This is a genomic window from Streptomyces sp. NPDC057287, from assembly GCF_042667905.1.
Classification (GTDB): Bacteria; Actinomycetota; Actinomycetes; order Streptomycetales; family Streptomycetaceae; genus Streptomyces.
Genome location: NZ_JBHUYV010000038.1, coordinates 1 through 12,033 on the forward strand (window position 1 = coordinate 1; position 12,033 = coordinate 12,033).

Genomic DNA, 12,033 nt, shown 5'->3' on the forward strand with positions numbered 1-12,033 from the left:
TACTTCTTCTTGCCCTGGGTCTTGCTGCCGATCTCGAGGACCAGCGTTTCTGCAGGTCCAGGTGGTTGTGGCCTCCTGCGGTGTCGTCGTCATTGGTCGTCTGCGGCCGCTGTTGGTTGCCCTCGGACGGCCCAGAGACGGCCCAGCCTGGGCATGCGAGCACCGCTTTAGGAGTTCGATCGAGCTTCGCCCTACTCCGTTGCTGCTCTCTCCATGACGGCCGAGCAGCGGTGTACATGGGCGTTGCTGTCTGGTGTCGTTGATGTCAGCAGTGGATGTCATAGCCAAGCTGGGCGTAGTTCAGTCCTGCCGCCACCGCTCGCGGTGCTGGCGGACACAACCGAGATCGAGAAGGTGCCGTGGGTGGGTCCGAAGAAGACCCACCTCAACTCCCCCGCGGAAGACTGTCAGATCATCGTTGATCACGATGGCGCCGGCGTCGAGCATCACGTGACAGTTTGGGCAGAGGCAGAGCACGTTGCCTGTCGTGTCGGGGCCGTTGTGGGGGCTGCCAAGGGCCTGCATGTGGGCACCTTCGCTGTAACTGCCGCCCGGTACCTCGATCCGCAAAGCGCAGATTTGGCAACGGTTGTCGTGCCATGCCTTGACTCGGCGTTTTACCGCACTACTGCGAACGATGCGCTGGACTGTGGTGGCCACACGTTCGGGTGACTCGTTGCCGGCCGGAACACGTTCGAGGTCAGGGCGGGCTCTTCCCTCGTCCTCTGGAAGCGTCTCCTGCTGAACGGGCTCTGGGAGGGGTGTGCCGATGTATGCCTCCAGCCGGAACTGCCAGATCAGGAAGCCGTCGATGCCGAGTTTGCTGCCGTAGCTGGCGACTCGGAAGAGTCCGTCGTACCGGTATCCCTGAGCCGGAGCCCACTGAGACCCGCTGTGCGCGCCACGAAGTACGCGGACGGGGAAGCCTTCCAGGTAGCTAGTAACGAGGGCGGCGTTCCCCGCATCGTCAAGGCTCTGGTCGCTGACCTGGTTGTTTGATGAGTCCTGGCCGCCGTGTCCCGTGTAGACGATGACGTCGCCATGGTCCTCGTCGTCCTTGTATCCGCCGGATACCACGATCGACTCGGCGCCGTTTTTCTTGGTGCCGCAGATGCCGGCTTGAAGCGGACGGTGGACGCCGGCCTCGTGAGCGAGTCGCCGGCTGATGAACTCCTGGCCAACCTGCGTGTTGGGCACTTCACCAATCATGGGTACAGCCTTGCATCTGCATCTGACAGTTGGATGGGCGTCCCTGTGTGCGGTCGGACGCACAGGACTGGCAGCCTCGCCACTGTCAGCGCTTAGCACTAACGTGCGAACGTGCACATGACGGAGCGTCTACACCTACTCACGAGCCGGCGTGTTGATCTACTCTGGCCCTCTGTGTACTCGGGCGGGGGGCTGCCAGTGGTGGAACTGGTTGGTACGGGCGGGATCGGTAAGCCCCGCACGAGCCATATCGAGGCTGTAGATCCGTTGACAGTGACGGACATGATGGAGCAGCTTCAGCAGGGCTACATGGCGAGTGTGGCCGCAACTGCGGGTTGCACTATGGAGCTGGTCCAGAGGGACAAGTGGGGCGTCGACGCCCAATTGATCCGCCCGCCGAGAACGGCTTTGGATCAAGAGACCATGGTGTTCGCGCAGTTTAAGTGCACGACCCAAACCACCCCAGACCCGGCCAAAGAGTTCTTCAGCTACCAGTTCACCAAACGTCAGTACTTCGACCACATGGTGAAACGCAGAAGTTACCCGAAGGCCATTCTGATCGTTATGACGACATCGCCTCGGCAGCGAGAATGGACCGAGGTGAACCATAACGGCCTCGTGACTAGGCGAGGTTGCTACTGGGCATACCTAGAAGGTATGGAGGCGGACCCCGACGTCAAGAGGCCCACGGTCCGCATCCCGACCAAGAATTTGATGGACGCTTCCGCGTTGACGATGATTCTGGACAGGATTGATAGGGGTGACTCACTTGATGGCTGAACGATCGAGCGCGACAATCCCCACTAAAGTCGATCCAGGCAAGCTGACGGGACTTCTAGAAGAAGTTGGTTGGCGTCCAGTCGGCGGTAGGCGCGGAGTTTACATGCGGTACCTCCCGCCCGGTGTTGAGGAACCCTCCTCGGGTGTTTCGAGTTTGATGGTCCCCCTTGATTCGCAAGCGCCAGAATTCGTTGATGTAATGAGATCTGCACTCCTGCAAATTTCAGAGGATAGCGACTCCTGGGCGCGATTCATCTACCCGCGCCTAATCGTGGATGTCTCGGACGAGTTTCGATTCCGTCGCGAATCTTCTGCGCCAAGTGGGTTCATTGACTGGCGGAGTGGAGAAAAGCTCATTGAATCCGCCAGACGGACATTGGTGGCTGGCGCAAAGTATTACCTGAATCCTGAGCGTCACTTCGTCAATCGGAATGGCAGATTTGCCAGCCGTTACCTTGATCAGGTCCTCATGGGGCAGACGGCGCCAGGAAGCTACATCGTCACGGCCTATGCGCCTCCTAATGCAGGGATCTCCCTGTCAGCGGGTGAGGCGGCAGGGCTTCCCGATGTGAACGTTGCTCATGGTCGCGACGTCTCGAAGGCCGTGGTCAGAGCTGTTGAGGCAACGGCGGAAGCGGTTGAACATTACAGACTAAGTGGCTCCCTCTCGGGTTTTGAGGCAGGAGTCGCTCGTGGAATTTCATACGAGATGACGCAGGCGCTGTTGGGGATTACGGCGCACTCTGACGGTGCGGATATAACGGTGGAGTGGGATTCCAACGCTGATTCAGCATCGCTGGAGTCTGCCCATTTCGAGTTCAGTGGTGCTGATGCAGAACCGTTGAGTAAAGCGGCGGTCCAGCTGGCTGAGGATAAATCATCCCGCATGGTGACGCTGATCGGTCGCGTCCACTTGCTGGCGAAAAAACAGGCAGGAAGCCCAGGAGTATTTGGGGTTGAGGCTCTGACTTCTGGGTCTGTGAAAAAAGTGCGAGTGCGGTTGGCGGACGAAGAGGACTACCATGAGGCGATTCGAGCACACGAGGAAGATCTAGCGCTTCAAGTATCCGGAAAGCTGGAAAAAGAGGGAAATCTCAGCTGGCTTTACAATGCCACCGTAATTCGCACTCTTGGGCATGTAGATGAATACCAGCGACGTCGAACACGCGGTGGCGCTGTGATAGTGGGACAAATGGATCTCTTTGGTGGGGAGCCCGTTAGGAGTGAGCAGGTAAGTGGTGACATCGACTAGCTGACCTCCCGTACCACTACCTAGCCCTGCTCCCATCCCGTCCGCCTTCGACCCACACACCGTGGAGCGGGCGTGGTTCAGGGCGTCAAGGTGGAGCGCGCCACTGTACGAACGACCTTGACGCCCTGGGCCGCGACTGCTCGGCTCTGCCTGGGTCGAAGGTGGTCGGGATGGGAGCCCCACGACGCTCACCACGCTCCGGCCGGCACTCGCGAACGGTGCCCCGTCCATCCCGGAGTCTGAGCGCCCCCGCCGGAGGCATGTCTTGAAGCCGCGGGCTTGGTTCTCGTCTCATGCCCTCCGGGCCTATCCATTGCGGGCGCGCGTCGGCGGCGGCAGCGCCGAGCGGGCCGAAGGCAGGAGCGCGGGCGCAGCCGGGGCCGGGAAGCGCGCCCGGCGGAGCGGAGCGCAGCCGGGTGCCTTGATGAGGTAGAGAAACCTGTAACAACTCCCGTGTGTGTCGGGCTGTCAGGTACTCGGATGGGGGCGGATCGCGTCGGCGATAGCCTGCATGGAATCGGTGATCGCTTCGGCCCGTGCTCGGGCGAAAGCCTGGTGCTTGCGGACCTTGTTGGCGTAGCCGATCGCCGTGCTCCCGACTGCGTGGGCGGCCTGGATGTCCGTCAATGAGTCGCCGATCAAGGCGCACAGAGTGACGTCGACTCCGAGAAGGTCAGCCGCCGTGATGAGCGGATGCGGGTTCGGTTTCATGAGCTCCGGCTGAGCTCCGGGGCGCCCGATCACCTCAAGTACGTGCGCTGTCAGGCCATGCCTATCTAGAAACGCCTGGACGCACTCGGCGGAATTGTTACTCACCACCGCGATCTTTCGCCCCGAATCCCGAACGGCCTCCAGCGCAGCAACTGCCCCCGGCGTCGGATCCCCCGCCACGCCTACCGCTTCAACCTCGGCCGCGGTGAGAGCCCGCTCGACCTCCAACCCGATGCCGTTGTCGGCTTCGTGAGTGAGGCGTAGGACCTCAATGGGGTCATCGATACCGGACAGCTTCCTGCTGAGCGTTGGCTCGCGCCTGGCTGCGAGTTCGGCCAAGTCTCGCGCCACTCGTCCCGCAGGGAGACCGGCGAACACGTCACAGATCGGCCCGTCGAAATCGAAGAGCACTGCCGTGGTGTCCGCGAACGCTACGCTCAGCCTGTCAGTGTCCGTCAAGGTCGTATCCCCTTGCGATGGTCTCCCACACGCTGTCGAACCACATGCGGGCTTGCTCTACCTGCTGCGTCCCGCTGGATGACTCGTTGTCGTTGACGGAGTGGTGGAAGAGGACGGTGTCCTTCCCGACCAGGTCGAAAATCTCGATGGCCTCACCTTGGGCCACGACCTTGTTGGGCTTGATCGGGTAGTAGCCGAAGAACGCGTCTTCTTGATTGACCACGTACAGCTTGAAGAACTGCGTCCCGCTGTGGACTCGCACCTCAACGCGTGTTTCCGGCACCAAGCCCAGGTGGCTGAGCTCGGACATAGAGTCACGGATGCTGCGGGCATAACCGACCATGATGTCGTGCATCCGGGCGCGCAGACGCTCGTCATCACCGCAGTCTTCGCGGCGGACCGGGGCGGCCTGCGGGACAGCCATGTCAGGGACGAGTATGCGAACCGTGATGCTCGTTGGAGTCAGCCTGCCGACTCGGATCTTGTCTATCGGCTCTTGCAGTGCGCCATGCAGCGTCTCGCTGGAGAAACCAGCAAAGTCGATGGTTACCGCGCTGCTGGAGAACGCCTGCTCGACGTAGGGCCGTAGGCCCGCCGGCCGTTCCGTCCGGTTGCGAACGAACACGCCGCTTCCCTTGCGCGACACCACCAAACCCTCATCTTCGAGGTCCCTCAATGCGCGCTGAACGGTCGCTCGGGCGAAGCCGTACATCTCCGTCAGGGCCTTGTGGGACGGCAGCTTTTCCCCCGGGCCGATCCTGCGCGTTCGGATAGCTGCCCCAAGGCTGCTCGCTACCTGCTCGTAGGGCGGTCGGTCGTCGTCGGGGTCGAGTGGCTCGGGGGCAAACGTCATGCACTCAATGTAGCGGCTGACTGCCGATGTCAGCCAGGACAGTCAGGTGTTGACATGGCTAGCCATGCTGCGTACGTTAGTCACGTAGCCATCAAGGCTAGCCAAGCCAGTCACATCTGGGAGTTCAAATGCCGTCGTTCAAGATCGATGTTTCGACCGCTGTCGTGTTCGTTGCGACGCCTCCGACTCCGAAGCTCGTGAGTAAGCAGACCGGTGAGATTGCGATGGACCGGGAGACCGGTGCCCCGCTCGCGACCGTGGGCCTGCTGATCTCGGACGACGGGGAGGGCAACCTCTACCAGGTGACGGTCCCGAGCACGGGTGTCCCCGAGAGCCTGGTACCGGGAACGCCGGTCACGGTGATCGGCCTGAAGGCCCGCGACTGGGAGAACACCTTCAACGGCCAGACCCGGCACGGGATCAGCTTTCGCGCGGTAGCGATCACGGCGGGTGCCTGACCATGCCGGACCTGACCATGATGATCGAGGCGGCCGGGGCCTTATCGGCTGCCGGCGGCCTCGGTTACGCGAAGGCTCGTGCACCCCGCGTGTTCTGGTCGCTGGTCGGCTTGCCGGTTGCCCGGGTCCGGTTCGCGGCTACGTACCGCTCGACGATGGATGTGTGCGGGCTGACGGTTCAGCCGTCTCGTCTGCGGGCGTTCATGGTCCGCAACGTGGCCCGCCGTCAGGACGTCCAGCCGGTTCCCCCGAGTGTTCGCCGGGTCCGCGGTTCCTCGACTGGGATGCGGGCGATACTCCGCCTTCCGGCCGGCTTGGAGCCCGCGGATGTGGCTGCGGCCTCGGAACGGTTGCGGCATGCCTGGGGCGTCCACTCCGTGCACGTCGTGGAGGTCAAGCCCGGTTTCGTCGAACTGCGCATGACCGGTTACGACGTGCTGCGCCGGGTGAAGATGCCGCGCCGACTGCCCCGCAAGCTGTCCGGCCCGATGGTGGTGCCGGTGGCGTTGCGGGAGGACGGTACGGCGTTCGTCCGGGACTACAAGAAGGTCCCGCACGGCCTGACCCTGGGTGCGAATCAGTCGGGCAAGTCGATGTTCCAGCGCAACTTGATCACCGGTCTCGCGAAACTCCCGGTCGGCCTGATCGGCATCGACTGCAAGCGTGGTGTGGAACAGCGGGGCTACGCTCCTCGGCTTTCCGCGCTGGCGACTACCCCGGATGAGGCGTCCAGCCTGCTGGAAGTCCTCGTGCGGGAGATGGAAGAGCGCTTCGACATCCTGAGCGCCCACGGTGTCTCGGACCTGTGGGGCCTGCCCGCCAAGGTGCGGCCGGTGCCGCTGGTCGTCCTGGTCGACGAGGTGGCCGAGCTGTTCCTGACCGCGGTCAAGAAGGATGAGGAACGGCGCGATCAGATGGTGATGCGCCTGGTCCGTCTCGCGCAGATGGCCCGCGCGGTCGGCATCTATCTGGAGGTCTGCGGGCAGCGCTTCGGCTCCGAACTCGGCAAGGGCGCCACGATGCTCCGCGCTCAGCTCACCGGCCGTGTGGTGCACCGCGTCAACGACAAGCAGACCGCCGATATGGGCCTGGGCGACATCGCCCCGGACGCGGTCTTCGCCGTGACCACGATCGCCCCTGACCGTCCCGGTGTCGCGGTGGCCGGCGACTCCTCGGGCGGCTGGTCCCGCATCCGCACCCCCGAAATGACCGCTGCCGAAGCGGTCGCGATCTGCCGCGAGTACGCGCACATGACCCCGGACATCGAAGCACTGGCCCCGTTCCGCCCGGTCGTCCGCACCACCCCGGGCCCGGCTGCGCCGCTGGTCAAGCCGCGCCCGGTCACCGAGTAACACCCCGCACCTTCCCAGTTGGCGTGACCTTTCGCGCCAGGTCCCTACCCCGCCCATGCCCGGATCCGAAAGGAACCACCGCCATGGCCACCACGAACCCCCTGCCCCCGACCGTCGCCGAGCCGTCGCCCTGCAAGCCGTGCGGTGGAACCGGAAACGTCCCGACCACGGTCCGCGTCGGCCGCAAGCGCCGCCCGGTCGGCCAGCAGGACGGCCTTTGCCTCAACTGCTTCGGCTCCGGCAACGACCCCGACGCCTGACCCCTTTCCGCTCCGGGTGCTGGGCGGTGAACCCCATATCCCGCCCGGCCCCGGCACCACCACAGATTGGAGGTGAACCCCGATGTCCCGAACGATCCGCTTGGATGCCGTGCTGGTTCAGGCTGTGATCGCCGGTGCGCTGTCGTTCTCGCACCTGCATGACCTTGCTGAAGCGGCCGGACAGGACGGCTGGAAAGCCTGGGCCTACCCAATCAGCGTGGACCTGCTCCTGGTCGCCGCCTGGCGCCGGATGCGCACCCACACCGACAACCGCCCGGCCTGGGTCTGGTTCGTCATCGCCCTCACCGCATCCCTCGGCGCGAACATCGCGACCGCCGGAATGCTCGACCTCGGCGACGTCCCGCCATGGCTCCGCATCCTCGTCGCCGGCTGGCCCGCCCTCGCCTTCCTCGGCGGAACACTCCTCGCCCACACCCCCGCCGCTCCACCAGCCGAGACCGAACCCGACCCCGTCGCGGCACCGCTGCCCGCTCCGGCTCCCGAACCGGACCCGGCCGTCACGGTCGAGCGCGCTCCCGAACCGGCCCCGGATCCTGCGCCCGAACTCCTGCCCGTGCCGGCCCCGTCTGCCGTGGTGGTTGCTGTTCCTCCGGCGCTGCTCGATCACGCCCGGAAGGTCGCCGACACCCATCACGCCACGACCGGCACCCGGATCACCACCGAGACCCTGCGCGCCCGCCTCGGTGTTCCCGCCCCGCTCGCCGACGCGATCACTGCCCAACTCGCCTGACAGGAAGGAAGTCCACGTCATGCCGCGTCCAAACCGCTTCACCGACGTGATCCGTATCGGCCCCGTGCGGGTCGGCACGCACTACGACGGCCGGGGCCGGACCAAGCACACCGCCGCTTGCACCGCCCCCGGCTGCAACTTCTCCGTTGACTACCACGGCCGCGCCGCCGCCGAACTCGCCGCCCGTACCCACCGCTGCAACGCCTGAGAGGAGAAACCCATGTTCACCCCGAAATACCCGCACCCGGACACCGCCCCCACCGCAGCAACGTCCCTCGTCCCGCCGCTCACCGGCCTCGTGCACCCGCCGGCCTGCGACTGCCACCACACCCCCGCCACCACCGCCCCGGCCCCGGCGCCCGCCCCGGCCGCTCGGTCCACGGTGCAGCTCACGCCCGGAACTCTCGCCGTCGCTGTCGCCGGCGGAACCGCGGTGGTTCTCGTGGTGGGTGCGGTCCTGGTCTCGATGCTCCTCGCGGTCGCGATCACCGCCGCATCCGTCGCGATCTGCGCGGTCGTCCTGCGCTCCCTGCTCAACAACCACAACGCCCAGCGCTAACAGCCCCCGGGGCGGCTTCCACCGCCAAGTTTCCGCCGCCCCGGGCGCCTTCCCACCTTCCAGATCACGCAGACCCGAAAGGGAGATCCCATCATGCCCGAGAACACCCTGCCCCGGCCGATCTGTGCCCACTGCGACGGCTTCCCCACCGTCGCCATCACCACCGGCCAGACCACCCCCAACGGTCACCGCGAAACCGTCACCGCGACCTGCCACCCCTGCAACGGCACCGGCCACACCGCCCCCGCCCGCGCCAATGTCCGGGTCGGGGTGTGATCCCCATGGCCTTCCTGGACTGGAGCGACAAGAAGCACTTCGACGCCACCGGCGACAAGCCGTGCGTGCTCTGCGACAAGCCGACCCCGCTGCGCTCGGACCGTGGGAAGCCCGTCCACAAGGTGTGCGCTGAGGACTGGATCGACAACCACCCGCCCAAGGAGAACCGGTGACGGACACCGCCACTGCGGCGGGCCTGGACCCGGCCACCCTCGCCGACGTGCTGAGGGTGGCCGGGTCCACCGGCTTCGACCGCTGGAACGAGCAGATCCGCCGCACCGGAGGATGCGCACAGCCCATCCACCTCACCGGCGCCACCAAGACCACCGACCGGGCCACCGGCACCCTCCTGCACCACTACACGACCGACACCGAGCCCGGCGGCCGGTTACGCATCGCCTGCGGCAACCGCCGCGCCTCCCGCTGCCCCGCCTGCGCCTGGACCTACGCCGGCGACACTTACCACCTCATCCGCGCCGGCCTCACCGGCGACCCCGACAAAGGCACCCCGCACACGATCAGGGATCACCCGCGGGTCTTCGCGACCCTGACCGCCCCGTCGTTCGGCGCGGTCCACAACCGGCCCGGAAACAACCGGCCCTGCCGCTGCGGCACCCACCACCCCGACAACGCCCCCGAACTCGGCACACCGCTCAACCCCGCCCGGTACGACTACGCCGGCGCCGTGCTGTGGAACAACCACGCCTCCGACCTCTGGCGCTACTTCACGATCTACCTCCGCCGAGAAATCGCCCGACGAGCCGGCCTTACCCAGAAAGCCGCACGCGAACAGTCCCGGCTCTCCTTCGGGAAGGTCGCCGAGTACCAAAAGCGCGGTGCGGTCCACTTCCACGCGGTGATCCGCTTCGACGGACCCGACGGCCCGGACTCACCACCCCCGGCCTGGGCCACCCTCGATCTCCTGGACCACGCCATCCATTCGGCTGCCGCCCGGGTCGAAGTCACCGTTCCGGCCAACCCGGCTGCCGGGATCGCCAACGACTGGGTGCTGCGGTGGGGCACACAACTCGACGTCCAGCCCATCGGCGCGTTCGGCAACGGCGAAGACCTCACCGAGCAAGCCGTTGCCTCCTACGTCGCCAAGTACGCCACCAAAGCAGCCGAGACCACCGGCACCGTGGACCACCGCATCGGCAACAAAGAAGCCCTGATCCTCCTCGACGTACCCGATCATCCCCGGCGGCTGATCGAAGCGTGCCTCGACCTCCACCACGCCTACCCAGACCGCAAGCTCCGCGACTGGGCCCACATGCTCGGCTTCCGCGGCCACTTCTCCACCAAATCCCGCCGCTACTCCACCACCCTCGGCGCACTCCGGCAGGTCCGCGCCGACTACCGAGCCAAGCAGCAACGCACCGCCCTCGGCCTGCCCGACCCCGACGACCACCCCGCAGCAACCACGCTCACGCTCGCCCACTGGACTTACGCCGGCCACGGCCACACCCCCGGCGAATCCTGGCTCGCCGCCAACATCCACCGCGACATCCAGCGCAACCGCGACACCGCCCGCGAAATCCGCGCCGAAATCGAACGAAGCGAACAGGACGAGGTGTACGGATGAAGCGGCCGCTACCCACCCGATACCTGACCCCGGTAGACCTCGCTGACCTCGTCGGGGTGCCTCTCGAAACCGTCTACCAGTGGCGACGCAAGCGCACTGGCCCCCGCGGATTCCGCGTCGGCCGCCATCTGCGCTACGACCCCGAAGACGTACGCGCCTGGGTCGAGTGCTTGATGGAAGGGGCGGACACCTGATGGCCGGTCACATCCAGGACCGCTGGTACAAGACCGAGATGGGTCTGCACGGAAAGCCGGTCAAGACCAAGAGCGAGCGCCACGGGGCTGGTCTCCGGTACCGCGCCCGCTACGTCGGCCCGGACGGTACGGAGAAGTCCAAGAGCTTCCCCGACCGTCAGAAGCGTCTCGCGGATCAGTGGCTCGCTCAAGTCGAGGCGGATATGGCCCGGGGCCAATACATCGACCCGCGGGCGGCCCGCATCACCTTCCAGCAGTACGCCGATGAGTGGGTGCGAACACAGGGAGCGGACCCCAACACTCAGGCATCGATGGAATCGCAACTTCGGCTTCACGCCTTCCCCTACCTGGGTACGCGTCCGCTCGGCTCCTTCCAACCGGCGCACATCCGCGACTGGATTCGTCAGCTTCAAGCGAATGGTGTCCGCGGTTCTTATGCTCGGACGATCTACTCCAATGTACGAGCCGCCCTGAGCGCCGCCGTCGATGACGGTCACCTCCCACGCAATCCGTGCGCCGCTAGGTCGGTCCGTCCGCCCACTGTCGACGCCAGGCGCGTCATCCCCTGGACGCCGGAAAGGGTCTTCTCGGTACGGGAAGCCATGCCGGACCGCTATCAAGCGATGGTCGATCTCGGTGGTGGCTGCGGGTTAAGGCAAGGAGAGATCTTGGGTGTCTCTGTTGATGCGATCGACTTCGAGTCGGACACGCTGCATGTCGTCCAGCAACTCAAGCTCAGTCGCAGCAAACCGGTCTTCGCACCGCCTAAGGGCGGCAAACTTCGAGACGTCCCGCTTCCAGCCCCTGTCGCCGACGCCCTGCGGGCCCACATGAAGCGTTTCCCGTCGGTCGAGGTTACGTTGCCGTGGAAGACCGCGGACGGGCCGCTCGTGACCAAGCACCTGATCTTCTTCGGTCCGCGCGGTGGTCACGTCTGGCGTACTTCACTCAACGACGAAGCGTGGAAGCCGTCGTTGGCCGCTGCCGGCATCATCCCGGTTCCCGAACGGGGCAAGCCGTACGCCGAGTCGCGAGAGAACGGAATGCACGCTCTGCGCCACTTCTATGCATCGGTCCTCCTGGATGCCGGGGAGAACGTCAAGGCTCTCGCTGAGTACCTCGGCCACTCGGACCCTGGGCTGACGCTCCGCGTCTATGCGCACCTCATGCCCTCCAGCCAGGAACGCACGCGGTCGGCTGTGGCCGCTGCCTTTGCCACGGCCCGATCGAGCACCTGACGGCCCAGCCACGGCCCCAGGGTAAAAACGAGCCCCCTACTCGCGGAGAAACCGCAGGTAGGGGGCTTGTTTTGGTCGAACTACTTCTTCTTGCCCTGG

General features: G+C 65.4%; 16 protein-coding genes. 13 read left to right on the top strand and 3 right to left on the bottom strand.

Translation table 11 applies throughout. The features are described 5' to 3' along the window. Positions 1 to 300 precede the first annotated feature (300 nt). Positions 301 to 1,209, bottom strand: a complete 909-nt coding sequence (locus ACFUNE_RS37340; protein WP_383577435.1) for a YDG/SRA domain-containing protein — start codon at positions 1,207 to 1,209, stop codon at positions 301 to 303. Positions 1,210 to 1,407: 198 nt separating this feature from the next. Between ACFUNE_RS37340 and ACFUNE_RS37345 the strand changes: the two genes are divergently transcribed. Together ACFUNE_RS37345 and ACFUNE_RS37350 are read left to right on the top strand one after the other, a co-directional pair. Then, complete coding sequence (locus ACFUNE_RS37345; RefSeq protein ID WP_383577437.1) at positions 1,408 to 1,989, top strand: DUF4365 domain-containing protein; 582 nt, start codon at positions 1,408 to 1,410, stop codon at positions 1,987 to 1,989. Between the two features lie 199 nt (positions 1,990 to 2,188). After that, positions 2,189 to 3,241 (top strand): hypothetical protein, encoded by a 1,053-nt coding sequence (locus ACFUNE_RS37350; protein ID WP_383577439.1) that lies wholly within the window; start codon positions 2,189 to 2,191, stop codon positions 3,239 to 3,241. 468 nt (positions 3,242 to 3,709) lie between these two features. Here ACFUNE_RS37350 and ACFUNE_RS37355 read toward each other — a convergent pair whose 3' ends face one another. Together ACFUNE_RS37355 and ACFUNE_RS37360 are read right to left on the bottom strand one after the other, a co-directional pair. Beyond that, complete coding sequence (locus ACFUNE_RS37355) at positions 3,710 to 4,411, bottom strand: HAD family hydrolase (RefSeq protein WP_383577441.1); 702 nt, start codon at positions 4,409 to 4,411, stop codon at positions 3,710 to 3,712. Next, positions 4,398 to 5,264: a GntR family transcriptional regulator gene (locus ACFUNE_RS37360; RefSeq protein ID WP_383577444.1), complete on the bottom strand. Its 867-nt coding sequence runs from the start codon at positions 5,262 to 5,264 to the stop codon at positions 4,398 to 4,400. The genes ACFUNE_RS37355 and ACFUNE_RS37360 overlap by 14 nt, the downstream gene beginning before the upstream one ends. 128 nt (positions 5,265 to 5,392) lie before the next feature. Between ACFUNE_RS37360 and ACFUNE_RS37365 the strand changes: the two genes are divergently transcribed. The 11 genes from ACFUNE_RS37365 (at position 5,393) to ACFUNE_RS37415 (ending at position 11,934) form a co-directional block, all read left to right on the top strand. Beyond that, positions 5,393 to 5,722, top strand: coding sequence for a hypothetical protein (locus ACFUNE_RS37365; protein ID WP_037696826.1), 330 nt, complete (start codon positions 5,393 to 5,395; stop codon positions 5,720 to 5,722). A gap of 2 nt (positions 5,723 to 5,724) precedes the next feature. Further along, positions 5,725 to 7,074, top strand: a complete 1,350-nt coding sequence (locus ACFUNE_RS37370; RefSeq protein ID WP_383577446.1) for an FtsK/SpoIIIE domain-containing protein — start codon at positions 5,725 to 5,727, stop codon at positions 7,072 to 7,074. Between the two features lie 83 nt (positions 7,075 to 7,157). Next, positions 7,158 to 7,334 (top strand): hypothetical protein, encoded by a 177-nt coding sequence (locus ACFUNE_RS37375; RefSeq protein WP_383577448.1) that lies wholly within the window; start codon positions 7,158 to 7,160, stop codon positions 7,332 to 7,334. Between the two features lie 82 nt (positions 7,335 to 7,416). Beyond that, positions 7,417 to 8,085, top strand: a complete 669-nt coding sequence (locus ACFUNE_RS37380) for a DUF2637 domain-containing protein (protein WP_383577450.1) — start codon at positions 7,417 to 7,419, stop codon at positions 8,083 to 8,085. A gap of 19 nt (positions 8,086 to 8,104) precedes the next feature. After that, positions 8,105 to 8,293, top strand: coding sequence for a mobile element transfer protein (locus ACFUNE_RS37385; protein ID WP_383577452.1), 189 nt, complete (start codon positions 8,105 to 8,107; stop codon positions 8,291 to 8,293). A 12-nt stretch (positions 8,294 to 8,305) separates the two neighbouring features. Continuing rightward, the gene (locus tag ACFUNE_RS37390; protein WP_383577454.1) at positions 8,306 to 8,644 is read left to right on the top strand and encodes a SpdD protein; all 339 of its coding nucleotides are present in this window, start codon (positions 8,306 to 8,308) and stop codon (positions 8,642 to 8,644) included. Between the two features lie 93 nt (positions 8,645 to 8,737). Further along, complete coding sequence (locus ACFUNE_RS37395; RefSeq protein ID WP_383577456.1) at positions 8,738 to 8,920, top strand: hypothetical protein; 183 nt, start codon at positions 8,738 to 8,740, stop codon at positions 8,918 to 8,920. 5 nt (positions 8,921 to 8,925) lie between these two features. After that, the gene (locus ACFUNE_RS37400) at positions 8,926 to 9,093 is read left to right on the top strand and encodes a hypothetical protein (protein ID WP_383577458.1); all 168 of its coding nucleotides are present in this window, start codon (positions 8,926 to 8,928) and stop codon (positions 9,091 to 9,093) included. Next, a complete protein-coding gene (gene repSA, locus ACFUNE_RS37405) occupies positions 9,090 to 10,502 on the top strand; it encodes a replication initiator protein RepSA (RefSeq protein ID WP_383577460.1) in 1,413 nt (470 codons plus the stop codon). The genes ACFUNE_RS37400 and repSA overlap by 4 nt, the downstream gene beginning before the upstream one ends. After that, positions 10,499 to 10,696, top strand: a complete 198-nt coding sequence (locus ACFUNE_RS37410) for a helix-turn-helix transcriptional regulator (RefSeq protein WP_383577462.1) — start codon at positions 10,499 to 10,501, stop codon at positions 10,694 to 10,696. Before repSA ends, ACFUNE_RS37410 begins: the two co-directional genes overlap by 4 nt. Next, the gene (locus ACFUNE_RS37415) at positions 10,696 to 11,934 is read left to right on the top strand and encodes a tyrosine-type recombinase/integrase (protein WP_383577464.1); all 1,239 of its coding nucleotides are present in this window, start codon (positions 10,696 to 10,698) and stop codon (positions 11,932 to 11,934) included. The genes ACFUNE_RS37410 and ACFUNE_RS37415 overlap by 1 nt, the downstream gene beginning before the upstream one ends. The last annotated feature ends 99 nt before the right edge of the window (positions 11,935 to 12,033 follow it).